This is a genomic window from Pantoea sp. B_9, assembly GCF_008632015.1.
Taxonomy (GTDB): Bacteria; Pseudomonadota; Gammaproteobacteria; order Enterobacterales; family Enterobacteriaceae; genus Pantoea; species Pantoea dispersa.
This window is the reverse complement of record NZ_VWVL01000004.1, coordinates 410,342-433,765: the sequence shown is the minus strand read 5'-3', so window position 1 is coordinate 433,765 and position 23,424 is coordinate 410,342. Positions and strand designations below refer to the sequence as shown.

Here is a 23,424-nt window from a genome sequence, read left to right as displayed (position 1 = left end):
ATTCAGCCGTGACAATACGGGCTGCAAAGGCAAAAAACAGAAAAAGGAAAATAACGTTAGCGTTAAGCAATGAAAGGTCCGGCGCGGATGCCATGAATAGCAGCCTGCCAGTCAGCAGAAGAGTGAACGTTGGGCAAAACATGATGCGCTCGCGACGGCGGTGCCATCGCGGCTAAAGGTTGCGCGGGTGAAGTCAGCAGCGCCTGCAGCGAGTCAATCAGCGCCAGCTTTTGCGCCGCCAGCGGCAATGCATGCTCCGCTTCCGCTGTTGCGGGCGGCGTCATGCTGAATGAGAGATGGCGAATGACGGTGCGGATGGCGTGCTGATGCCAGTAGTCAACGTTGAAACTGGGGCGACGCGCGCTTTCCTGCATTCGAATCAGGTGATCAAACCGCACCACCTTGCCGGTAAACAGGCTGCTGACCGGCGAATCGCTGCTGGTGGGCTCTGCGCTTTGTGCACAGGCAGGCAGGCCGAGACTGGCCGCCACCATTCCCAACAGGAGATGAGGCCAGAAATAGCGTCTGCCGAGTTGTCGCCAGCGTGAGAAAATCCCGATCACCTTTCGTCCATCATGCCAGTCATTAAGCGCTAAGCCAGAGTTACGTTACGTACCCTGCTTACATGAGCGCCAGATAATAGCACTTATGTGGGGCTTCGACATCAGGGATTAAAGGGCTTACGGCGGATTTCACGTTTTTTTGCGCAGGGTTTGATCACTGACAACAGGGTTTTGCGAGCGGGATTACAGCGCCAGCGACGGGCAATAAAAAACGGCGGGTTCCACTGACCGGAGAGGGTGTCAGGGAAGCCCGCCGTTTGATGGCTGACTTATTACGCCAGCACTAAATTTGGCGCTTTGAAGGCCAGTGGCAGTTCAGCTTCGTCTTCGAAGGTCGCCCATTCCCAGGCTTCCTGCTTCGCCAGTACCGCCTGCAACAGCTTGTTGTTCAGCGCATGGCCGGACTTGAACGCAGAGAATGCGCCAATCACGTTATGACCACACATGAACAGGTCGCCGATGGCGTCCAGCATTTTGTGACGCACGAACTCATCTTCAAAGCGCAGGCCATCTTCATTCAATACGCGGAAGTCATCGAGGCCAATCGCACAATCTAAACTACCGCCCAGGCACAGGCCTTTAGACTGCAGATATTCGATTTCACGCATAAAGCCGAAGGTGCGCGCACGGCTAATCTGACGCACAAAGGATTCAGCCGAGAAATTGAGCTGGTAACGCTGCGAGCTTGAGTCGATCGCCGGATGTTTGAAGTCGATGGTGAAGTCGAGTGAAAAACCGTTGTACGGTTTAATCTCGGCCCACTTATCGCCATCTTCTACCCGTACCGTTTGCTTCACGCGCACGAATTTCTTCGCACTGTTCAGCTCTTCGACACCGGCATCCATCAGCAAATAAACAAAAGGCGCGGCACTGCCATCCATGATCGGAATTTCTGGCGCATCGACTTCAACAATAATGTTGTCGATACCCAGACCTGCCAATGCAGCATTCAGGTGTTCAACCGTCGAAATACGCACGCCTTCATCATTCACCAGGCAGGTACTCAGCATGGTGTCGCGCACGTATTTTGCATCAGCCGGGAAATCAACCGGTGGATTCAAGTCAGTGCGACGATAGATGACCCCGGTATTAGCCGACGCAGGGCGTAAAGTCAGCGTGACTTTTTTGCCGGTATGCAAACCGACGCCAGTCGCCTGAACAATACGTTTTAATGTCCTTTGTTTGATCATCGCATTATCTCGCAATATTACCCATCCGACCGCCAGTATAAATTACCGGCGGGCGAACACTTTAGCACAAAGAGCGGAGAATCCCAATTCTCAGGATATTCTTAGTCTGCCTGTTTACGCAGGAAGGCTGGAATATCAAGATAGTCAGGCTCTTTGCTGGATGACGCTGGCTGGTCATTCACCACTTTCGCGGCCGGTTTCTGCTCCTGCGGCAGCGGCGCCATGCCGTGCTGCTGGTAGCGATGATCCATGACCGGCTGAGTCGCAGGCTTGTTAGTCACCAGAGTGATTTCCGGACGCTTGTCCATGCCGATACCGGTCGCCACCACGGTGACGCGCAGCTCGTCGTTCATCTCTGGATCCAGTGAAGTACCGATAACCACGGTCGCGTTGTCCGAGGCGAAGGCGCGGATGGTGTTACCCACGGTTTCGAACTCATCCAGGCGCAGGTCGAAGCCCGCCGTGATGTTGACCAGCACGCCGCGCGCACCCGACAGATCGATATCTTCCAGCAGCGGGCTGGAGATCGCCATTTCGGCAGCTTCTTCAGCACGGTCTTCACCACAGGCAACGCCAGAACCCATCATCGCGTAACCCATTTCTGACATCACGGTACGCACGTCGGCGAAGTCGACGTTCATCAGACCCGGACGGGTAATCAGTTCTGCGATACCCTGCACCGCACCTTTCAGCACGTCGTTAGCCGCACCGAAGGCATCCAGCAGAGAGATACCACGGCCCAGCACTTTCAGCAGCTTGTCGTTAGGAATGGTGATCAGTGAATCAACATGCTTAGACAGCTCTGCGATACCCTGCTCAGCAAACGCCATGCGTTTTTTCCCTTCGAAGTTGAAGGGCTTCGTCACCACCGCAACCGTCAGGATACCTAAATCTTTGGCTACTTCAGCCACCACAGGAGCTGCACCGGTACCGGTACCGCCACCCATGCCCGCGGCGATAAACACCATGTCTGCCCCTTCCAGCGCAGAACGCAGTGCTTCGCGATCCTCTTCCGCCGAGGTACGGCCGACTTCCGGGTTAGCACCCGCACCGAGACCTTTGGTGATATTGGTCCCGATCTGAATCGTCTGGCCGACCGCCGTTTTACGCAACGCCTGCGCGTCGGTATTCACAGCGAAGAATTCCACACCTTCGATACGCTCGCGTACCATGTGCTCTACGGCGTTGCCACCGCCACCGCCGACGCCGATGACTTTAATCACCGCGTCATTGGTTAATTCCATAGGTTCAAACATGATTTCTCTCCGTTATGTGCCTGTCGCCTGGAGATCATAAACATTGCCTGATGATCTCCTTTTTCAAAAAATTAAAACTCTTTCTTCAGCCAGCTGTTGATGCGTTTAAACCAATTGCCCACTGAAGCACGTTTTTCCGTTTCTGCATCACCGTTCATGTGTGACTCTTTGCCGTAATGCAGCAGGCCAACCGCCGTCGAGTAGTACGGCTCCTGCGCATAATCCGTCAGGCCGGTGATGTTAAGCGGCTGACCGATGCGCACCTGAGTGTGGAACACCCGCTGTGCACAGGCCGCCAGACCTTCAATCTGCGCCGCACCGCCGGTCAGCACAATACCGGCTGCCAGATGGTGCTTCACGCCCTGCTGGCGCAGTTGCTCCTGCAGTTGCAGAATCTCGTCGTTCACCAGATTCAGCAGTTCGGTGTAACGCGGCTCAATCACTTCTGCCAGCGTCTGGCGCTGCAGGCTGCGCGGTGGACGTCCACCCACGCTCGGCACCTCGACGTTTTCGTCTTTGCCGACAATCGAACCCAGCGCACAACCATGACGCACTTTAATCGCTTCGGCGTCGGTTGGCGGTGTGCCAAAGGCATAGGCGATATCACTGGTCACCACGTTCCCGGCATAGGGAATCACTTTGGTATGACGCAGCGCGCCGCCGGTGTACACCGCGATATCCATTGTACCGCCACCGATGTCAACAACACAGACTCCCAGCTCACGTTCATCTTCGGTCAGCACCGAAAAACTGGATGCCAGTCCGGCAAAAATCAGTTGGTCAACTTTCAGGCCACAACGTTCAACGGCTTTCACGATATTTTTTGCCATATCGTTGTGGCAGGTGATGAGATGCACCTTGGCCTGCATACGCACGCCGGAAAGGCCAACCGGATTTTTGATGCCTTCCTGATAATCGATGGCGTATTCCTGTGGAATCACATGCAGAATACGATGTTCGTCGCGCACGCGAACGGATTTCGCCGTATGCACCACGTTTTCCACATCATCCTGAGTGACTTCCTCTTCGGAAATCGGAACCATCCCGATTTCGTTCTGACAACTAATATGTTTGCCCGATAAAGCAAGGTATACCGACGAAATCTGGCAGTCTGCCATCAATTCCGCCTGGTCGATGGCGCGCTGAACGCACTTCACCACCGACTCCAGATCGTTCACGCCGCCTTTGTCCATACCGCGGGACGGGCAGCTGCCGACGCCAATAATGTTGACCATACCATCGGGCAGAATTTCCCCAACCAGGGCGGCGACCTTCGCAGTGCCGATTTCAAGTCCTACTACCAGTTTTCTGTCCGTTGCCTTGATCATTGTGGTTTAGCCTGTGCCTGGTTTTGTTGCTGATTACTGTCCTGTGGCTCAATCGGTGCCGGTGCCCAGCCTACTGCGGCGCCGGAGTCATAGCGTAGATCAACATAGCTGATACGCTGGTTCTGACTCTGGCCCTGCTGCTGCAACTCCGGATAGAGCTCAATAAAACGGTTCAGACGCTTCATGGTATCGCTGCGCCCCAGTTCGATGCGCACATCGTCGCTGGTCACCAGCTGCCACGAGCGCCGCGCCGTCATCGACGCGACCTTCAGGGTAAACTTACTGGCCCGCAGCACATCACTCATGGTGTGATAGCCGGCCAATACCTCTTTCTCACTGCCTTCCGGACCATACAGCATCGGCAACGTCTCTTTGCCGATGTGGCTGGCCGGGACGCTGAAGGAGACGCCATCGGCGTCCACCATGTGCGAGTCATTCCAGCGTGCCACCGGGACGTACTCCACCAGGTTTATCTTCAGCTCATCAGGCCACTGCTTGCGCACGCTAACCTGTTTAATCCACGGTAACCGCTCGATCTGCTGCTGGATAATGTCCACGTTCTGCGACATGAACGTTCCCGGCGCGCCGAGCGATAAAATCGCCTGACGAATATCATCGTGCGTGGTGTAGTGGGTTTCGCCCGTCACCACCAGCTTCGACAGCGGCAGTCGCGACGCATCGTTCATCCACTTCAGCACCACCAGGCCGCCAGCCACCATGATGCCCATCACCAGCAGCAGGAACACGATGCCAAACAGCCGTGCTCCGTTGCTCCGTCCGGAGCGCGCACGCTCCTGAGGTTCGCGATTTCTTACGCGCAGTGCCGCCTGAGACATATCAGTCAGCCAGCTCCAGAATGCGCGCCACCAGTTGCGGGAAGCTGTATCCCGCCTGCTTTGCCGCCATCGGCACCAGGCTGTGGCTGGTCATGCCTGGCGAGGTGTTCACTTCCAGCAGCTGGAAATTGCCGTCACCGTCGACCATCACATCAACCCGTCCCCAGCCGCTGCAGCCTAACGCGCGCCACGCGGCCAGCACTAATGTCTGCAGTTCCGCCTCTTTCTCCGCACTCAGGCCGCTCGGGCAGAAGTATTGAGTATCGTCAGAAATGTATTTTGCTTCATAGTCATAGAACTCGCTGGCGGTCTGAATTCTGATTGACGGCAGAATTTCGTCGCCGACGATGCCCACGGTGTATTCGGCACCGCTGAGAAAAGCTTCCACCAGCACGTCATCATCATGGCGAAACGCCTCCTGCAGCGCGGCTGGCAGCGCTTCCGCCTGATTCACGCGGCTGATGCCGACGCTGGAACCTTCACAGCTTGGCTTCACAAACAGCGGCAGTCCGAGCGCGTCAATCGACGCCTGCGCTGCAGCATCCAGCCCCTGCTCATACTGCTGGCGCGTCAGCCAGACAAATTTGCCCGCCGGCAATCCCCTGCCCTGCCACAGCAGTTTGCTGCGCAGTTTATCCATGGTGATGGCCGACGCCATGACGCCGCTGCCGGTGTAGGGCAGTTGCAGAAACTCCAGCAGCGCCTGCAGCGTGCCATCTTCGCCACCGCGACCGTGCAGCGCGATAAACGCTTTGGCAAAGCCCTGCTGCCGGAGGTCCAGCACTGAGACGTCACGGGTGTCGACACCGTGCGCATCAATGCCCATCTCGCGCAGTCCTGCCAGCACCGCGCTGCCGGACATCAGTGACACCTCGCGCTCGGCGGAGGTACCGCCCATCAATACCGCGACTTTCTCAGCCATGGCGCGCCTCCGTGTTCAGAGCCGGCTGCAGCTGAATCTCAGCCAGCTTGCGGGCAATTTTGCCGATGTTGCCGGCGCCCTGCACAATCACCAGATCGTCGCCGGACAGCAGCGGTGCCAGCGCATCCGGCAGCGCTTCGTGCTCGGAGACCAGAATCGGATCGACCTTGCCGCGATTGCGGATGGCACGGCACAGTGAACGACTGTCCGCGCCCGGAATAGCGGCTTCGCCCGCCGGGTAGACATCCAGCATCAGTAACACATCCACCTGCGACAGCACATTGGCGAAGTCATCGAACAGGTCGCGGGTGCGCGTATAGCGATGCGGCTGAAACACCATCACCAGCTTTTTCTCTGGCCAGCCGGCGCGCGCCGCTTTGATGGTGACATCCACTTCGGTCGGATGATGGCCATAATCGTCGACCAGCATCGCGCTGCCTGGCTTACCGTTAACGGCTGCGGTGTCAAACTCGCCCAGCACATCGAAACGTCGACCGGTGCCCTGGAAACTCTCCAGCGCCGCCAGAATAGCGTTGTCGTCAATGCCCTCTTCGCTGGCAACCGCCACGGCTGCCGCGGCGTTCAGCGCGTTATGGCGACCCGGCGCATTCAGCGTCACGTGCAGCACCGGTTTGTCCTGACGAATCAGGGTGAAGTGGCCCTGCGCGCCGCGCTGTTCGTAGTTTTCGACCCGCACATCCGCATCGTCGCTGAAACCATAGGTGGTGACCTGACGGCCCACGCGCGGAATCAGATCGCGAATCACCACATCGTCCACGCACATCACCGCGCGCCCGTAAAACGGCAGGTTGTGCAGGAAGTTAATAAACGTCTGCTTCAGGTTCTCAAAATCGCCCTGATAGGTATCCATGTGATCCGCTTCGATGTTAGTGACAATCGCCACCATCGGTTGCAGATGCAGGAAAGACGCGTCGCTTTCGTCCGCTTCCGCAATCAGATAACGGCTGCTGCCGAGGCGCGCGTGCGTACCCGCCGCTTTAACCAGACCGCCATTGACGAACGTCGGATCGAGACCGCCTTCCGCATAAATACTGGTCACCATCGCAGTGGTGGTGGTTTTACCGTGCGTGCCGGCAATCGCGATGCCGTGACGGAAACGCATCAGCTCAGCCAGCATCTCCGCCCGGCGGATCACCGGGATACGCTGCTCACGCGCCGCCACCAGCTCCGGGTTGTCCTGCGCCACGGCGGTGGAAACCACGACGACGCTGGCGTCGGTAACATTTTCCGGGCGATGGTTGAAGTAAATGGTCGCGCCCAGCGAGGCCAGATGCTGCGTAACCGGATTGGGCGCCAGATCGGAGCCGCTAATGTGATAGCCTTCGTTCGCCAACACCTCGGCAATACCGCCCATGCCGGCACCGCCGATGCCGACAAAGTGGATGTGCCGGACGCGACGCATCTCGGGCACAATAGAACGCAGTTTTGCCAATTGTTGTGTATTCATCTGTCTCTGTTACCTGTTTTCCCGTTTGCACCTGCATTCAGATGCGGGCCAGTCAAACTGACCGGTTAACTTACTTCGCGACGCGCGCAACCTCTTGTGCCACCCGCTCGGTCGCATCAGGAATCGCGACCTGGCGGGCTTTTTCCGCCATCGCCAGCAGCGTGGCGCGATCCCAGTGGCGCAGCGTGTCTGCGACGGCCGCAGCAGTAAACTGCGGCTGCTCGAAAATTTTGGCCGCGCCGGCTTTTTCCAGCGGCAGCGCATTCCAGTACTGCTGACGATCTTTGTGCTGGAACGGCACGAAAATCGCCGGTAAACCCGCCGCCGCCACTTCACTGACGGTCAGCGCGCCGGAGCGGCACACCACCACATCGGCCCACGCATAGGCTTGCGCCATGTCATCGATGAACTCGGTGACCTTATGCTGCGGCTGGCCAGCGGCCTGATACGCCTGCTGCACGGTCTCACGTGCGCCTTTGCCGGTCTGATGCCACAACGTGATGGCGTCACCCAGTTCGGCGGCGACCTGCGGCACGATCTGATTGAGGATGCGCGCGCCCTGACTACCGCCAATCACCAGCACGCGAATCGGCCCGCTGCGGTGTGCCAGACGCTGCGCCGGCAGCGGCAGCGCCAGCACATCATTACGCACCGGGTTGCCCACCACCTCAGCAGTGGGGAACGCGCCCGGAAAGGCCTGCATCACTGTGGTAGCGATTTTCGCCAGCCACTTATTGGTCAGCCCGGCAATACCGTTCTGCTCGTGCAGCACCACCGGGATGCCGCAACTCCACGCCGCAAGGCCGCCCGGACCGGAAACATATCCGCCCATGCCCAGCACCACATCCGGCTGCCAGTTTTTCATGATGCGGCGCGCCTGGCGCCACGCATTGAAGATGCGCACCGGTGCCAGCAGCAGGGCCTTTACGCCTTTACCGCGCAGTCCGCTGATGCGGATGAAGTCGATATCGATGCCATGCTTTGGCACCAGATCGGCTTCCATCCGGTCTGCGGTTCCCAGCCAGCGCACCTGCCAGCCTTGTTCGATCAGATGATGCGCCACGGCCAGTCCGGGGAACACATGTCCGCCGGTACCCCCTGCCATGACCATCAGCCGTTTACCACTCATCGGGCACCTCGGGTAAACGCCTGGGCTTTTGCCAGACGCGTTTCATAATCTATGCGCAATAAAAACACGATGGCGGTCGACATAATGATCAGACTCGATCCACCGTAACTGATCAGCGGCAGCGTCAGGCCCTTGGTCGGCAGCATACCCGCCGCCGCACCAACGTTAACCAGCGCCTGGAAGCTAAACCACACGCCAATGGAACAGGCGAGGAAGCCGGAAAAACGCTGGTCGATTTCCAGCGCGCGACGGCCAATCGACATTGCGCGAAAAGCGACGAAGAATACCATCAACAGCGCCAAAACCACACCGACATAACCCAACTCTTCACCGATAATTGAGAAGATAAAGTCGGTATGCGCTTCCGGCAGATACTCCAGTTTCTGCACCGAGTTGCCCAGGCCCTGCCCCCAGAACTCACCGCGGCCAAACGCCATCAGCGACTGAGTCAGCTGGTAGCCGCTGCCGAACGGATCTTCCCACGGGTTCCAGAAGGAGGTCACGCGGCGCATACGGTAAGGTTCCGCGATAATCAGCAGCACCACGGCGAAAATGCCGGAGCCGATAATCGCCAGGAACTGCCACAGTTTGGCGCCCGCCAGGAACAGCATCGCCAGCGTGGTAACAAACAGCACCACCACGGTGCCGAGGTCCGGCTGGGCCAGCAGCAGCACCGCCAGCACCACCATCACGCCCATCGGCTTACAGAAGCCCCAGAAGTTGTTCCGCACCTCTTCCACTTTGCGCACCAGATAGCTGGCGAGATAGCAGAACAGCGACAGCTTGGATAACTCCGCCGGCTGAATACGCAGCGGCCCGAGCGCGATCCAGCGCGATGCGCCGTTAACCGAGCTACCGACCACCAGTACGATCAGCAGCATCGCCACCGAAGCCATCAGCATCGCGTTACTGTAGCGCTGCCAGAAATCCATCGGTACGCGCAGCGTCACTAACGCCATCCCCAGCGCCAGTGCGATATAAAAGGCATCACGCTTGGCAAAGTAGAACGGATCGTCGTTAAGACGCTGTCCAACCGGCATCGACGCCGAGGTGACCATGACAAAACCGATAATCGCCAGACCAAATGTCAGCCACAGCAGCGTGCGGTCATATAGCACCACCGGCGCGTCGTCGTTGTCGCGCGCGCCCATCACCCAATCACGCAGGCGCAGCGAAATAAAACTGGCGATACTGGCTCCGGGAATACGCATCAGCTCAGCTCCTTCGCCAGTTGCGCGAAGCGATCGCCGCGCTGTTCAAAATTACGGAACTGGTCGAGGCTGGCGCACGCCGGTGACAGCAGCACCAGGTCGCCCGCCTGCACCTGCGCGGCAATCTGCGTCATCGCCTGTTCGAGCGTGTCGGTGCGCGTCGCCACTGCCGGACGCAGCGCGGCCAGCGCGTCGCCGTCACGTCCAAAGCAGAACAGCCGCACGTTGTCGCCCTGCAGATAGCGCGCCAGCGGCGTAAAGTCCGCCCCTTTGCCATCGCCACCCAGCAGCAGCCACAGCGTACCTTTCACCTGCAGGCCGTTAAGCGCGGCTTCGGTGCTGCCCACGTTGGTGGCTTTCGAATCATTAATCCAGCGCACGCCATGCGCTTCGTGCACCAGCTGGAAGCGATGCGGCAGGCCACTGTAGGTGGTTAACGCTTTCAGGCTGGAAGCGCGCGGGATATTCACCGCATCGGCCAGCGCCAGCGCGGCCAGCGCATTGGTGTAGTTGTGCTGCCCGACCAGCTTCATCTCGTCGGTATTAAGGACTTTCTCGCCCTTCACCCGCAGCCAGGTACTGCCCTGCTGCTGGTTGAGGTGATAATCGCCAACGTCGATACCAAAGCTGACGCAGCGGCGATCGGCACCGCGCACCGGCATGGTCATGCCATCGTCGGCATTCACCACGCAGATATCCGCGTTTTCATAGATGCGTAATTTAGCGGCGCGGTACTGCTGCATGCCGAGCGGATAGCGATCCATATGATCCTCAGTGACGTTGAGGATGGTTGCCGCCGCCGCTTTCAGGCTGTGGGTGGTTTCCAGCTGGAAGCTGGAGAGCTCCAGCACATACAGCTGCGCCGGCGATTTGAGCAGCGTCAGCGCTGGCAGCCCAATGTTGCCGCCTACGCCCACCTGCCAGCCCGCGGCGCGCGCCATTTCGCCCACCAGCGTGGTGACGGTACTTTTGCCATTGGAACCGGTGATCGCCACAATCGGCGCCTGCGCTTCACGGCAGAACAGTTCGATATCGCCGACAATTTCAATGCCGGCGTCAGCCGCTTCGCTCAGCGCCGGGTGCGCCAGCGCGATACCCGGGCTGGCGATGATCAAATCGCATGCCAGCAGCCAGTCGCTGTTGATACCGCCAACGTGGCGCTCCACCTGCTCTGGCAGTTTGTCCAGCCCCGGCGGTGACACACGGGTATCCATCACGCGGGGCGTTACGCCCTGCGCGAGGAAGAAATCAACACAGGAAAGGCCGGTAATGCCTAATCCAATGATGACGACTTTTCTGCCCCGATAGTCAGCCATGATTAACGTACCTTGAGCGTTGCCAGGCCAATCAGCACCAGCATCAGCGAAATAATCCAGAAGCGCACGATCACGCGCGGCTCCGGCCAGCCTTTCAGTTCATAGTGGTGATGAATCGGTGCCATGCGGAAAATACGCTGGCCGCGCAGCTTGAACGATCCCACCTGCAGAATCACCGACAGCGTCTCGACCACAAATACGCCGCCCATGATCACCAGCAAAAATTCCTGACGCAGCAGTACAGCCAGCGTACCCAGTGCGCCACCCAGCGCCAGCGAACCCACGTCGCCCATAAAGACCTGCGCCGGATAGGTGTTGAACCACAGGAAGCCGAGACCGGCCCCGACGATCGCGGTACAGACAATCACCAGCTCACCGGCGTGGCGCAGATACGGGATGTGCAGATACTCAGCGAATTTCACGTTACCGGTCGCCCAGGCCACCAGTGCAAATCCCGCCGCGACAAACACCGTTGGCATGATGGCCAAACCATCCAGACCGTCTGTCAGGTTGACCGCATTACCGGTTCCGACAATCACAAAGTAGGCCAGCACCACGTAGAACAGGCCGAGCTGCGGCATAACATCTTTAAAGAATGGCACCACCAGCTGTGTGGCAGGCGTATCTTTACCGGCAACGAACAGCGCGAACGCCACACCAAGCGAAATCACCGACATCCAGAAATATTTCCAGCGCGCGATCAGGCCCTTAGTGTCTTTACGCACCACTTTGCGATAGTCATCAACAAAGCCAATTACGCCAAAACCGACCAGCACCACCAGCACGCACCAGACGTAAGGATTGGACGGATAAGCCCACATCAGCACCGAAACCGTGATGGAGGTCAGAATCATGATGCCGCCCATGGTCGGCGTGCCGCGCTTGCTGAAGTGCGACTCCGGACCATCGTTACGTACCACCTGGCCAATCTGCAGTTTCTGCAGCCAGGCGATCAGGCGCGGGCCCATCCATAAAGAGATGAACAGAGCGGTCAGCAGGCTGACAATGGCGCGAAACGTCAGATAGGAAAAGACGTTAAAGCCGGAATAAAATGCGACCAGATGTTCGGCCAGCCAGACTAGCATGTTCCTTTCTCCTGTAAGCTCTGTACTACCTGCTCCATGGCGGCACTACGTGAACCTTTAACCAAAATAGTGATGTCCGCATGTTGGGACAGCAGCGTGCGTAAACGTTCAGTCAGTTCAGCTTTACTGGCGAAATGTTCGCCCCGGCCGCTGCTTTCACTAATCAAATGGCTGAACCTGCCGGTGCTCAGCACACAATCAATACCGGCGGCTTTCGCCGCTTCGCCCACCTGACGATGACAGGCTTCGGCTTCGTCGCCCAGCTCGCCCATGTCGCCGACCACCATGACGCGGAAGCCCGGCATATCGCCCAGCACCTGCGCAGCGGCGGTCATCGAACCAACGTTAGCGTTGTAGCTGTCATCCAGCAGCAGCTGATTACCGGCGAGGCGAATCGGGAACAGGCGCCCAGGAACGGGCTGTAAGGTTTTAAGGCCAGACTGGATAGCGGTTAACGGCGCGTCAACCGACAGCGCCAGCGCGGCAGCAGCCAGCGCATTAGCGATATTGTGCCGACCCGGCAGCGGCAGCTCGACGGCGATGTCACCGCGCGGCGTGTGCAGGGTAAACAGCGTGGCGTCAGCGCGCAGCACGATATCGCTGGCGCGGAACTCCGCGTCTGCCATCGGCTGCGGCGAAAAGCGCCACAGGGTTTTATCAGCAAACTGCGGCTGCCAGTTGGGCAGATCGTTGCTGTCAGCGTTGATGATTGCGGTGCCGTGTACCGGTAAGCCGCCAAAGATTTCGCCTTTGGCTTTTGCCACGCCCGCCAGTGAACCGAAGCCTTCCAGATGCGCCGCCGCCAGATTGTTAACCAGCGCGGTTTCCGGACGCACCAGATTGGTGGTGTAGGCGATTTCACCCTGATGATTCGCGCCCATTTCAATCACGGCATACGCGTGTTGCGGGGTAAGACGCAGCAGCGTCATCGGCACGCCGTAATCGTTGTTGAGATTACCGGCGGTATACAGCGTTTCACCGCACTGGCGCAGAATCGCCGCGGTCATCTCTTTCACGGAGGTTTTACCGGAGGAGCCGGTCAGCCCCACCACGCGCGCTTTCGCCTGCTGACGCACCCAGGCGCCGAGCTGACCAAAAGCGATACGCGTGTCAGCGACCACCACCTGCGGCACGTCAACCGCTAAACGACGATTCACCAGCAGCGCCTGTGCGCCACTGGCGATAGCGTCGGCGGCAAAATCGTGCGCATCAAAACGTTCACCCACCAGCGCGACAAACAGGCTGCCTGGGGTGACTTTACGGGTATCCGTGGTGACATCCGCAATAGTGAGATCGCTGCCGTGCAGTTGCCCACCGCTAATCTCTGCCAGAGTTTTCAGCGTAACCGGAATCATGCCATTCCCCCCAGCAAACGGGCGACGGTGTCGCGGTCAGAGTAGTCAAGGCGGCGGTTGCCGATGATTTGATAATCTTCATGGCCTTTACCGGCCACCAGCACGATGTCGTCGGCGCTGGCCTGCATCACCGCATGGGTGACCGCCTGCGCTCGTCCTGCTATGACGCGGGCCCGGCCCGGATCGAGCAGGCCGGTGAGAATGTCGTTAACAATCGCCGTCGGCTCTTCGCTACGCGGATTGTCATCGGTGATCACCACGATATCGGCAAACTGTTCGGCAATCGCGCCCATCAGCGGGCGTTTGCCTTTGTCACGGTCGCCACCGCAGCCAAATACGCACCACAGCTGGCCCTTGCAGTGCAGCCGGGCCGCTTCCAGCGCTTTTTCCAGCGCGTCTGGCGTATGTGCGTAATCCACCACTACCGTCGGCTTGTGCGCGGCGGTGAACACTTCCATACGCCCGCACACCGGCTGCAGCTGGCTGGCACTGGCCACCAGCGTGTCGAGCGGATAATCCAGCGTCAGCAGTGTCGCCAGTGCCAGCAGCAGATTGCTGACGTTAAAGGCGCCCATCAGGCGGCTGTCAAACTCGCCGTTGCCCCAGCTCGAACTGAACTGCACGTGTGCGCCGCCGTCGTGATAATCGATCGCCGTCGCCTGCAGCCAGCGGCCACGACAGCCGGGCTGCAGATTGTTGCCCAGCGTGACAGCCACGGCATCCGGTAATTTTTCCAGCCAGCGGCGGCCCACTTCATCATCGGCGTTGATGATGGCCTCGCCTACCTGATGCTCAGAGAACAGCAGCCACTTGGCCGATTCGTAGCCCTGCATGTCACCGTGATAATCAAGGTGATCGCGGCTCAGATTGGTAAATACCGCGGCGGCAAACGGCAGCGCGGCCACGCGATGCTGCACCAGACCGTGCGAAGAGACTTCCATCGCCGCCACGGTAGCCCCCTGCCCGACCAGGTCGTGCAGAATATGCTGTACATCCACCGCCGAGCCGGTGGTGTTTTCACTCGGCACCAGCTGACCGTACAGGCCATTGCCCACCGTGCCCATCACCGCACCGGTTTCGCCCAGCAGGTTGGCCCACTGCGCAATCAGCTGCGTGGTGGTGGTTTTGCCGTTAGTGCCGGTCACACCAATCAGCTTTAATTTTTCAGCCGGCTGCTGGTAGAAACGCCCGGCCAGCGCGGAAAGGCGCTGCGGCAGCTGAGCCAGATAGATAACCGGGACGCCGTGCATCTCGCGGATATCCCCATCGCTGGCTTCGCCTTCAGCCTCGGCAATGACCGCCGCCACACCCTGGGCGATGGCCTGTGGAATAAATCGACGTCCATCAGCATGATGGCCCGCCACGGCGATAAACAGATCGCCAGCAGCCGCAGCGCGGCTGTCCAGTGTCATGTCACGGAGTGGACGCGCCGGCGCGCCAGGCACCCACGGGGCCAGCAAGTCGCGCAGGTTACGATCTGTCACTTGATTCCTCACTTCTCTTATTCTTCACCAACTCGTTTTTATCCACCGTTGGCAGCGCATCCGGTTCAATGTTCATGGTGCGCAGGACACCGCCCATGATGGCGCCAAACACCGGTGCAGAAACCGCACCACCATAATATTTACCGGCCTGGGGATCGTTGATCACCACCACCAGCGCAAAACGCGGGCGACTGGCAGGCGCAACGCCCGCGGTGTAAGCAATGTATTTATTGACGTAGCGTCCGTCCGGCCCGACTTTTTTCGCGGTACCGGTTTTGATCGCGATGCGATAGCCCTTGATGGCGGCTTTAACGCCACCGCCACCCGGCAGCGCCACGCTTTCCATCATGTGCATCACGGTTTTCACCAGGTCTTCCGGGAAAACGCGCTCGCCCGCCACCGGCGGGTCAACTTTGGTAATCGACAGCGGGCGGTTGATGCCGTAGCTGCCAATGGTTGCGTAGACTCGCGCTAACTGTAACGGCGTTACCATTAGCCCATAGCCGAAAGAGAAGGTGGCCCTCTCTATGTCAGACCACCGTTGTTTTTGAGGGTATAAGCCACTACTTTCCCCGACCAGCCCCAAATTGGTCGGTTTACCCAGGCCAAAGCGCGCGTAAGTTTCTACCAGCGCTGAGGAGGGCATCGCTAACGCGAGGCGCGAAACCCCGACGTTACTCGACTTCTGCAGAACCCCGGTAAGGGTCAATTCGTTGTAGCGCGCCACGTCTTTGATCTCATGACCATTGACGCGATACGGCACAGTGTTCAGGACGCTGTTCTCTTTCACCACGCCGCGCTGCAGTGCGGTCATCACCACCATTGGCTTCACGGTGGAACCGGGCTCGAAGATGTCGGTAATAGCGCGGTTACGCATGACGTCTTTCGGCGTGTTGCTGAGATTATTGGGGTTGTAAGCCGGGCTGTTGGCCATCGCCAGCACTTCGCCGGTGTTCACGTCCACCAGCACCGCAGTGCCCGATTCGGCTTTGTTGAAGGCAACGGCATTGTTCAGTTCGCGATACACCAGCGCCTGCAGGCGCTCGTCGATGCTCAGCGTCAGGTTGTGCGCGGCGCGGCTATCGACCGAGGAGATGTCCTCAATCACCCGCCCGTAGCGGTCTTTGCGCACGGTACGTTCGCCCGGCTCACCGGTCAGCCATTTATCGAAGCTCTTCTCGATGCCTTCAATGCCCTGGCCGTCAATGTTGGTGAAGCCAATCAGGTGGGCAGTGACCTGGCCGGCCGGATAGTAGCGACGCGACTCCTGACGCAGGTAAATACCGGGCAGCTTGAGCTTTTTCACGTATTCGCCAATCGCCGGGTTAACCTGACGGGCGAGGTAAATAAAGCGCCCTTTTGGATTGGCGTTGACGCGCGCCGCCAGCTGATCCAGCGGGATCGACAGCGCATCCGACAGCGCTTTCCAGCGGCTATCAACGGTGACGCCGCCGTGCTCGGTCAGCTCTTTGGGATCGGCCCAGATGGCGTTAACCGGCACGCTTACCGCCAGCGGGCGTCCGGCGCGATCGCTGATCATGCCGCGTGCGGTAGGCACTTCCTGCACGCGCAGCGAACGTAAATCGCCTTCCTTCACCAGCTTATCCGGGCTGATGACCTGCAGCCACGCCACGCGCGACAGCAATCCGCCCAGCGCCAGAAGAATACAGCCGCACAGCAACGCAAAACGCCAGCTTACAAAGCTGGCCTTATCTTCCTGTTTTCTTAACTTCAGCGTTTTGCCTGCGCCGCTCATTGAGGTCTGCGATTCCTTATTTCTGCACCACAATATTTTCCTGTGAAGGATCAACATGCTGCAACTGCAGCTTATCGGTTGCTATCCGTTCTACCCGGCTGTGATCGCCCAGCGCATTCTCTTCGAGGATCAGGTTGCGCCACTCGATATCCAGCGCATCACGCTCCAGCACCAGCTGCTCACGCTGCGCCGTCAGCAGACGGGTCTTATGCGTGGTGGTCACCACCAGCACCGAAGAAACCAGCACGGCGATCAGCAGCAGCAGCGGGATCTTGCCAAAACGCAGCAGATCGCCACCAATGACGCCGGGCAGGCTGTGACGCTCATTGCCAATCACGATGCGGTTCTCTCAGCGATACGCAGGACCGAACTGCGCGCGCGCGGGTTGTCTTTGACTTCGGCTTCGCCAGGAATCAGCTTGCCGAGGGTTTTCAGTTCACGTCCGCCCAGCGCTTTTAGCTGGCTCTCGGTCATCGGAATCCCGGCCGGCACCTGCGGTCCGCGGCTCTGGTCACGCATAAAGCGCTTCACCAGCCGATCCTCCAGCGAGTGGAAGCTGATGATGGATAAACGCCCGCCCGGTGCCAGCACCGTTAATGCCCCTTTCAGCGCGATATCGATCTCTTCCAGCTCACTGTTGATCCAGATGCGTATCGCCTGGAAGCTGCGCGTCGCCGGATGCTTAAACTTGTCTTTTACCGGCGTTGCCGCCGCAATCAGATCGGCCAGCTCTTTGGTGCGCGTCATCGGCTGTTCCCGGTTGCGCTCGACAATGGCGCGGGCGATGCGTTTTGCGAAGCGCTCTTCGCCGTAGGTTTTCAGCACAAACGCAATGTCTGCCTCTTCCGCGCTCTGCAACCACTCGGCTGCCGACTGACCGCGCGTCGGATCCATACGCATATCCAGCGGCCCGTCGCGCATAAAGGAGAAACCGCGCTCGGCGTCATCCAGCTGAGGCGAAGAGACGCCCAAATCCAGCAGTACGCCGTCGATTTTGCCGGTCAGCCCGCGCTCTTCGACATACTCAGCCAGCGCTGAAAACGGCCCGTGCACAATCGAGAAACGTGGATCTTTTATCTCAGCGGCTGCGGCTATGGCTTGCGGATCGCGGTCGATCGCCAGTAACTGTCCGTGCGCGCCAAGCTGCGACAGGATCAGGCGTGAGTGACCGCCGCGACCAAAGGTGCCGTCAATATAAATGCCGTCTTCCCTGATATTGAGGCCGTTAACCGCCTCATCCAGCAGCACCGTGGTGTGTTTAAAATTTTCCTGCATAGCTATAGCGACAAGTCCTGCAACCGCTCAGATAAAGGCCCCTGAGCTGACTGTTCTGCGTCAATATCGTCCTTAACTTGTTGATACCAGGTCTGTTCATCCCACAGCTCAAACTTGTTGAACTGTCCAACCAGCATCACTTCTTTGGTCAGGCTCGCATGCTGGCGCAACGTGTTCGCCAGCAGTAAACGGCCTGCGTTATCCATCTGGCACTCGCTGGCATGTCCTAACAGCAGACGCTGCACGCGACGCTCGTTCGGATTCATACTGGATAACCGGGCCAGTTTTTTCTCAATAATTTCCCATTCGGGCAGGGTATAAAGCAGCAGGCAGGGCTGATGGAGGTCAATGGTGCAAACCATTTGACCCTGAGACTCTGCGAGCAGCAATTCGCGATAACGCGTCGGCACCGCCAGGCGCCCTTTGCTGTCGAGATTGACTAACGTTGCTCCACGGAACATGCCAGCCCTACCCCTCAGTTACCCGTTTTCACCACTTTATCCCACTTTTTACCACGAAACGAGTTTACGGAGCCGATGAAATCCTTGTCAAGCCGCAACGGCAAGTGAATATCACTCTTTACACCGAATGAAATTAACCGGAGAGACGAATAAGAGGAGAATGAATGGTCAATTTAAAATTAACCTGATGAATAACAGTATAAAAAAAATTTGCGTCAGATTTATCGGTGAAAATTAGCGCAATTTTACCGCTGCGATTATTCTGCCCCAATCTGCGACGGCGGCGGCATTTTAGGGGATTTCTGAAAGGAAGCCCAGCACCATCGCGTCAGCTCTGCTATGCGCGATTGCTGAAGATGTAAACAAATAAGAAAGTCCAGCGCCGATAATTCGTTAGCCGGAGCGATGATAATTTACGCTTTTTTACGCCCGTGTGCGTCTGGTTAAATATGGATGAGAGAAATTAGCGCGGGCGACGTCTCGCCCGACGCTTCATTTAGCGCGACGACTTAATTGTCCGCGGCGGAATAAATTACGGCGGATACGGGTTAAACCCGGCTTCGGTTTGCGTGGCTCATCCAGCGAAGCCAGCACCAGCTCCAGCACACGCTCAGCGACATCGCGATGGCGCTGCCCTACCGCCAGCACCGGGCACTCCAGAAAGTCTAATAATTCGTGGTCGCCGAAAGTCGCAATAGCCAGGTCTGTCGGCAAGCGGCCGTCACGCTTCAGCGTCACGTCCATCACCCCCTGCAGCAGGCCAAACGAGGTAGTAAACAGCGCTTCGGGCATCGCGTGGTCTTCGAGGTATTTTTCAAACAGCGTCGCCGCAGCGGCGCGGTCAAAGCTGTTGCAATAGATGAAATCGATCGGGCGTTCATCGCCCTGCCACGCCTCGCGGAAACCCATTTCACGCAGGAAGCTGACCGACAGCTCCGGCAGCGCGCCGAGAAACAGCACGTTTTTCACCGGCAGCTGACGCAATTCAGCCGCCAGCGCCTGCGCGTCATCCTGATCGGCACCGACCACGCTGGTGAAGTGTTCACGATCCAGCGCGCGGTCCAGCGCGATAATCGGCAGCGGATCGTTGACCCAGCGCTGATAGAACGGATGTTCCGGCGGCAGCGACGTGGAGACAATGATCGCATCCACCTGACGCTGCAGCAGATGCTCAATGCAGCGCATTTCATTATCCGGCTGATCTTCGGAACAGGCAATCAGCAGCTGATAGCCGCGCTGACGCGCCTGGCGTTCAAGATAGTTGGCGATGCGGGTATAACTGGTGTTTTCCAGATCGGGAATCACCAGGCCAATCGAACGGGTGCGTCCGGCGCGCAGGCCTGCAGCCACCGCGTTGGGGTGATAGTTGTACTCACGCACCACCGCCATGACTTTCTCAACGGTTTTGTCGCTGACACGATACTGCCGCGCTTTGCCATTGATGACATAGCTCGCCGTGGTGCGCGACACGCCCGCCAGGCGCGCAATTTCATCCAGTTTCACGATGACACCTTAATTCTGATAAGCCAGGGCTGGCGAAAATGTCCGCAGAGTAGCTAAGGGTAAAACATTTGTAACATCTAACCGCAGAACAGTACGCTGAGCAACCGCTTTTCATGCACAAGCGGCCGAAGCGCATAAAATAAAAAAACCCGGCATTCCGCCGGGTTAGCTTGAAAACCGATGATAACTTTGCGGTATTAACGCATTACGCGATCGCCGCGTGATACCCCGACGATGCCGGAACGCGCCACTTCAACGATTTCCGCCACTTCGCGTACGGTGTTGAGGAACGCGTCGAGTTTATCGCTGGTGCCGGCCAGCTGAACCGTGTACAGCGTCGGCGTCACATCAATGATCTGCCCACGGAAAATTTCCGCGCTGCGTTTTACCTCTTCGCGACCGTACCCGCTGGCCTGAATCTTCACCAGCATGATTTCACGCTCGACGTAAGCGCCCTGCCCCAGTTCGCTGACGCGCAACACGTCCACCAGCTTGTGCAGTTGCTTTTCGATCTGCTCCAGCACTTTCTGGTCGCCCACGGTCTGAATGGTCATGCGCGACAGGGTAGGATCGTCGGTCGGCGCGACGGTCAGGCTCTCAATGTTATAGCCGCGCTGGGAAAACAGCCCCACCACGCGCGACAATGCGCCGGATTCGTTCTCCAGCAGAACTGATAAAATACGACGCATAATTAAGTCCTCTCCGTTTTGCTCAACCACATCTCATCCATCGCGCCACCGCGAATCTGCATCGGGTAGACGTGCTCGCTGCCGTCCACCGTGACATCCACAAACACCAGACGCCCTTTCGCCAGCGTGTCGAGCGCCAGTTGCAGCTTCTCTTCCAGCTCAGCCGGATGCTGAATCGCGATGCCCACGTGGCCATAGGCTTCCGCCAGACGCACGAAGTCCGGCAGCGATTCCATATAGGATTGTGAATGGCGGCCGGAGTAAATCATGTCCTGCCACTGTTTCACCATGCCGAGAAAGCGGTTGTTCAGGTTCAGCACCAGCACCGGCAGATCATACTGCAGCGCGGTCGACAGCTCCTGAATATTCATCTGAATACTGCCGTCGCCGGTTACGCAAATTACGGTCTCCTGCGGCAGCGCCATCTTCACGCCGAGTGCCGCCGGCAGGCCAAAGCCCATGGTGCCGAGGCCGCCGGAGTTGATCCAGCGACGCGGTTTATCGAACTGGTAGTAAAGCGCGGCGAACATCTGGTGCTGGCCGACGTCCGAGGTCACATACGCCTCGCCGTGCGTCAGACGACAAATGGTTTCGATCACCGCCTGCGGTTTGATTTTGTCGCTGGTACGGTCAAATTCCAGGCACTTGCGGCTGCGCCAGCCTTCAATGCTCTGCCACCAGTCACGCAGGCTGTCGAGCTCCTGCTTCGCCTCGCTCTGCGCCAGCAGCTCCAGCATCTGCGTCAGCGTCTGTCTGGCATCGCCGACAATCGGGATATCGGCGCTGACGGTTTTGGAGATCGAGGTTGGATCGACGTCAATGTGCATCACGGTGGCATTCGGGCAATACTTCGCCAGATTGTTGGTGGTGCGGTCGTCAAAACGTACGCCGATACCAAAGATCAGATCGGCATTGTGCATGGTCATGTTGGCTTCATAGGTGCCGTGCATACCGAGCATGCCCACACACTGACGATGCGTGCCCGGGAACGCGCCCAGCCCCATCAGCGAGGTAGTGACCGGAATATTCAGCTGCTCTGCCAGCTGCAGCAGTTCCGCCTCGCAGCCAGAAGTAATGGCCCCGCCACCGACGTAAATTACCGGCTTGTGCGCCGCCAGCAGCGTCTGCAGCGCGCGCTTGATCTGGCCTTTGTGGCCCTGCAGCGTCGGATTGTAAGAGCGCATGCTGACAGTTTCCGGCCACACGTACGGCAGCTTGTTAGCCGGATTCAGAATATCTTTTGGCAGATCGATCACCACCGGCCCCGGACGACCGCTGGCCGCCAGCCAGAAGGCTTTTTTCAGCACTGTCGGGATCTCTTCGGTGCTTTTCACCAGGAAGCTGTGCTTCACCACCGGACGCGAAATCCCCACCATGTCGCACTCCTGGAAGGCGTCATAGCCAATCAGCGAGGACGGCACCTGACCGGAGAGGATCACCAGCGGAATGGAATCCATATAAGCGGTCGCAATACCGGTGATGGCGTTGGTGGCGCCAGGACCTGAGGTGACCAGCACCACGCCGACTTCGCCGGTCGCGCGCGCCAGGCCATCCGCCATATGTACGGCGCCCTGCTCATGGCGCACCAGCACGTGGTCAATACCACCGACCGTTTGCAGCGCATCATAAATATCGAGCACCGCACCGCCCGGATAACCGAATACCTGCTTAACGCCCTGATCGATTAACGAACGGACGACCATTTCGGCTCCTGACAACATCTCCATTTTCTGCCTCCAGGCTTGAGAGCCAGCTGCGCCAGCAAACGCTATCCTGCGTGCCGCTCGCATCTGTCCCTTTATTGCCAATTAAGATCAAAACCTTATGTTTATGCTCAGAAGACGCCATTCATTTCGTCTTCCAGGTACAGGGATTCTACCTGCGTGGATTCTTTTGAGAGTAGGTCGATTACCATAACCGCAGAAAACCCGGCCTGCAAACGTCATAAGGCGGCACGGCGCTGTCAGTGGCAAAAAAGGCACTGACGCGTGATTATCGCCCGGGAGGAATAAACTAATGCGATGGCATATGGACAGAGGAAAATGCTGGTTTGCAGATTATTTACAGCGTGTTGTAAGAAATATGATTTTCATATTGCCAGCGTGTTTAGCCCACAATTTTTTCCGTTACCGCGTTTCTGGCGTGATTAACTCTTAAATCCATCTTCCACATCACAATCTGCTAAGCAACAAGCTTTATCTTGTTTTTCCACCTGACGAATAAGCCTGACTAAAAACATATAATTCAGCAACTTAAAATTACCCGCCTTTTTTAAAAGATTTTTTAAAGTGGCATAACGCGCTAAGCCACCGTTAATTAATGGCAATGCTCTGTGATGACCGATAATCCCAGCACATCGCCCTTTTCCGGCCAGAGAAATACCCTTTCACTTAGGGTTGACATCGCCAGGCGAATCCAGTACCAATATGTGCAGCACTCATTTTACGAGGTTTGATTCATGTCACGTTCTTTTCGTCTACTCGGTCTACTACTTAACGCATCCAGTTTGCGCGGTAGACTCGTGGGCGAAATCAACAACTGATTCGAACCTGCTGAAAGTTAAAAAACCCGCGCCACTGCGCGGGTTTTTTTATGCT

22 protein-coding genes are annotated in these 23,424 nt (G+C 57.9%); 1 reads left to right on the top strand and 21 read right to left on the bottom strand.

Features of this window, described 5'->3' with window-relative positions:
• Positions 1-62: 62 nt before the first annotated feature.
• The 21 genes from secM to F3I21_RS14985 all read right to left on the bottom strand — a co-directional run bounded on the left by secM (position 63) and on the right by F3I21_RS14985 (position 23,153).
• Positions 63-563, bottom strand: coding sequence for a secA translation cis-regulator SecM (secM, locus tag F3I21_RS15085; protein ID WP_150059250.1), 501 nt, complete (start codon positions 561-563; stop codon positions 63-65).
• Positions 564-835: 272 nt separating this feature from the next.
• Positions 836-1,753, bottom strand: a complete 918-nt coding sequence (gene lpxC / locus F3I21_RS15080; RefSeq protein ID WP_031279703.1) for a UDP-3-O-acyl-N-acetylglucosamine deacetylase — start codon at positions 1,751-1,753, stop codon at positions 836-838.
• A gap of 101 nt (positions 1,754-1,854) precedes the next feature.
• Entirely contained in the window at positions 1,855-3,009 is a 1,155-nt protein-coding gene (gene ftsZ / locus F3I21_RS15075) for a cell division protein FtsZ (protein ID WP_021507556.1), read from the bottom strand.
• Positions 3,010-3,080: 71 nt separating this feature from the next.
• A complete protein-coding gene (gene ftsA / locus F3I21_RS15070) occupies positions 3,081-4,337 on the bottom strand; it encodes a cell division protein FtsA (RefSeq protein WP_013507861.1) in 1,257 nt (418 codons plus the stop codon).
• Positions 4,334-5,173 carry a cell division protein FtsQ gene (ftsQ, locus tag F3I21_RS15065; protein ID WP_021507557.1) on the bottom strand — a complete coding sequence of 280 codons (840 nt, stop codon included), beginning with the start codon at positions 5,171-5,173 and terminating at the stop codon, positions 4,334-4,336. The genes ftsA and ftsQ overlap by 4 nt, the downstream gene beginning before the upstream one ends.
• A 1-nt stretch (position 5,174) precedes the next feature.
• Positions 5,175-6,095: a D-alanine--D-alanine ligase gene (locus tag F3I21_RS15060; protein ID WP_058770620.1), complete on the bottom strand. Its 921-nt coding sequence runs from the start codon at positions 6,093-6,095 to the stop codon at positions 5,175-5,177.
• On the bottom strand, positions 6,088-7,563 hold the full coding sequence (murC, locus tag F3I21_RS15055; protein WP_031279704.1) for a UDP-N-acetylmuramate--L-alanine ligase: 1,476 nt from the start codon (positions 7,561-7,563) through the stop codon (positions 6,088-6,090). Before murC ends, F3I21_RS15060 begins: the two co-directional genes overlap by 8 nt.
• A 70-nt stretch (positions 7,564-7,633) precedes the next feature.
• Complete coding sequence (murG, locus tag F3I21_RS15050; RefSeq protein ID WP_059010288.1) at positions 7,634-8,692, bottom strand: undecaprenyldiphospho-muramoylpentapeptide beta-N-acetylglucosaminyltransferase; 1,059 nt, start codon at positions 8,690-8,692, stop codon at positions 7,634-7,636.
• Positions 8,689-9,903 carry a cell division protein FtsW gene (gene ftsW, locus F3I21_RS15045; RefSeq protein ID WP_021507561.1) on the bottom strand — a complete coding sequence of 405 codons (1,215 nt, stop codon included), beginning with the start codon at positions 9,901-9,903 and terminating at the stop codon, positions 8,689-8,691. Before ftsW ends, murG begins: the two co-directional genes overlap by 4 nt.
• Positions 9,903-11,219 (bottom strand): UDP-N-acetylmuramoyl-L-alanine--D-glutamate ligase, encoded by a 1,317-nt coding sequence (gene murD / locus F3I21_RS15040; protein WP_058770622.1) that lies wholly within the window; start codon positions 11,217-11,219, stop codon positions 9,903-9,905. Before murD ends, ftsW begins: the two co-directional genes overlap by 1 nt.
• A 2-nt stretch (positions 11,220-11,221) precedes the next feature.
• Complete coding sequence (gene mraY / locus F3I21_RS15035; RefSeq protein ID WP_150059249.1) at positions 11,222-12,304, bottom strand: phospho-N-acetylmuramoyl-pentapeptide-transferase; 1,083 nt, start codon at positions 12,302-12,304, stop codon at positions 11,222-11,224.
• Entirely contained in the window at positions 12,298-13,659 is a 1,362-nt protein-coding gene (gene murF / locus F3I21_RS15030) for a UDP-N-acetylmuramoyl-tripeptide--D-alanyl-D-alanine ligase (RefSeq protein ID WP_058770623.1), read from the bottom strand. The genes mraY and murF overlap by 7 nt, the downstream gene beginning before the upstream one ends.
• On the bottom strand, positions 13,656-15,143 hold the full coding sequence (murE, locus tag F3I21_RS15025; RefSeq protein WP_150059248.1) for a UDP-N-acetylmuramoyl-L-alanyl-D-glutamate--2,6-diaminopimelate ligase: 1,488 nt from the start codon (positions 15,141-15,143) through the stop codon (positions 13,656-13,658). Before murE ends, murF begins: the two co-directional genes overlap by 4 nt.
• Positions 15,130-16,899 (bottom strand): peptidoglycan glycosyltransferase FtsI, encoded by a 1,770-nt coding sequence (locus tag F3I21_RS15020; RefSeq protein WP_021507566.1) that lies wholly within the window; start codon positions 16,897-16,899, stop codon positions 15,130-15,132. The genes murE and F3I21_RS15020 overlap by 14 nt, the downstream gene beginning before the upstream one ends.
• 16 nt (positions 16,900-16,915) lie before the next feature.
• Entirely contained in the window at positions 16,916-17,236 is a 321-nt protein-coding gene (gene ftsL / locus F3I21_RS15015; protein WP_021507567.1) for a cell division protein FtsL, read from the bottom strand.
• Complete coding sequence (rsmH, locus tag F3I21_RS15010) at positions 17,233-18,174, bottom strand: 16S rRNA (cytosine(1402)-N(4))-methyltransferase RsmH (protein WP_021507568.1); 942 nt, start codon at positions 18,172-18,174, stop codon at positions 17,233-17,235. Before rsmH ends, ftsL begins: the two co-directional genes overlap by 4 nt.
• A gap of 2 nt (positions 18,175-18,176) precedes the next feature.
• Positions 18,177-18,635: a division/cell wall cluster transcriptional repressor MraZ gene (gene mraZ / locus F3I21_RS15005; RefSeq protein WP_150059247.1), complete on the bottom strand. Its 459-nt coding sequence runs from the start codon at positions 18,633-18,635 to the stop codon at positions 18,177-18,179.
• A gap of 492 nt (positions 18,636-19,127) precedes the next feature.
• The gene (gene cra / locus F3I21_RS15000; RefSeq protein ID WP_010615604.1) at positions 19,128-20,138 is read right to left on the bottom strand and encodes a catabolite repressor/activator; all 1,011 of its coding nucleotides are present in this window, start codon (positions 20,136-20,138) and stop codon (positions 19,128-19,130) included.
• Positions 20,139-20,335: 197 nt separating this feature from the next.
• On the bottom strand, positions 20,336-20,827 hold the full coding sequence (gene ilvN, locus F3I21_RS14995) for an acetolactate synthase small subunit (RefSeq protein WP_010615603.1): 492 nt from the start codon (positions 20,825-20,827) through the stop codon (positions 20,336-20,338).
• Between the two features lie 2 nt (positions 20,828-20,829).
• A complete protein-coding gene (gene ilvI / locus F3I21_RS14990) occupies positions 20,830-22,554 on the bottom strand; it encodes an acetolactate synthase 3 large subunit (RefSeq protein WP_031279705.1) in 1,725 nt (574 codons plus the stop codon).
• Between the two features lie 419 nt (positions 22,555-22,973).
• Positions 22,974-23,153: a hypothetical protein gene (locus F3I21_RS14985; RefSeq protein ID WP_150059246.1), complete on the bottom strand. Its 180-nt coding sequence runs from the start codon at positions 23,151-23,153 to the stop codon at positions 22,974-22,976.
• Positions 23,154-23,285: 132 nt separating this feature from the next.
• On the opposite strand from F3I21_RS14985, the gene leuL reads away from it, so the two are divergent.
• Positions 23,286-23,369 (top strand): leu operon leader peptide, encoded by an 84-nt coding sequence (gene leuL, locus F3I21_RS23620; RefSeq protein ID WP_125308910.1) that lies wholly within the window; start codon positions 23,286-23,288, stop codon positions 23,367-23,369.
• Positions 23,370-23,424 lie beyond the last annotated feature (55 nt).

Coding starts and splice junctions, on each gene's coding strand:
- lpxC (WP_031279703.1), bottom strand. CDS start 1,753: ATGATCAAACAAAGGACATTAAAACGTATTGTTCAGGCGACTGGCGTC.
- ftsZ (WP_021507556.1), bottom strand. CDS start 3,009: ATGTTTGAACCTATGGAATTAACCAATGACGCGGTGATTAAAGTCATC.
- ftsA (WP_013507861.1), bottom strand. CDS start 4,337: ATGATCAAGGCAACGGACAGAAAACTGGTAGTAGGACTTGAAATCGGC.
- ftsQ (WP_021507557.1), bottom strand. CDS start 5,173: ATGTCTCAGGCGGCACTGCGCGTAAGAAATCGCGAACCTCAGGAGCGT.
- F3I21_RS15060 (WP_058770620.1), bottom strand. CDS start 6,095: ATGGCTGAGAAAGTCGCGGTATTGATGGGCGGTACCTCCGCCGAGCGC.
- murC (WP_031279704.1), bottom strand. CDS start 7,563: ATGAATACACAACAATTGGCAAAACTGCGTTCTATTGTGCCCGAGATG.
- murG (WP_059010288.1), bottom strand. CDS start 8,692: ATGAGTGGTAAACGGCTGATGGTCATGGCAGGGGGTACCGGCGGACAT.
- ftsW (WP_021507561.1), bottom strand. CDS start 9,903: ATGCGTATTCCCGGAGCCAGTATCGCCAGTTTTATTTCGCTGCGCCTG.
- murD (WP_058770622.1), bottom strand. CDS start 11,219: ATGGCTGACTATCGGGGCAGAAAAGTCGTCATCATTGGATTAGGCATT.
- mraY (WP_150059249.1), bottom strand. CDS start 12,304: ATGCTAGTCTGGCTGGCCGAACATCTGGTCGCATTTTATTCCGGCTTT.
- murF (WP_058770623.1), bottom strand. CDS start 13,659: ATGATTCCGGTTACGCTGAAAACTCTGGCAGAGATTAGCGGTGGGCAA.
- F3I21_RS15020 (WP_021507566.1), bottom strand. CDS start 16,899: ATGAGCGGCGCAGGCAAAACGCTGAAGTTAAGAAAACAGGAAGATAAG.
- rsmH (WP_021507568.1), bottom strand. CDS start 18,174: ATGCAGGAAAATTTTAAACACACCACGGTGCTGCTGGATGAGGCGGTT.
- mraZ (WP_150059247.1), bottom strand. CDS start 18,635: ATGTTCCGTGGAGCAACGTTAGTCAATCTCGACAGCAAAGGGCGCCTG.
- ilvN (WP_010615603.1), bottom strand. CDS start 20,827: ATGCGTCGTATTTTATCAGTTCTGCTGGAGAACGAATCCGGCGCATTG.
- ilvI (WP_031279705.1), bottom strand. CDS start 22,554: ATGGAGATGTTGTCAGGAGCCGAAATGGTCGTCCGTTCGTTAATCGAT.
- leuL (WP_125308910.1), top strand. CDS start 23,286: ATGTCACGTTCTTTTCGTCTACTCGGTCTACTACTTAACGCATCCAGT.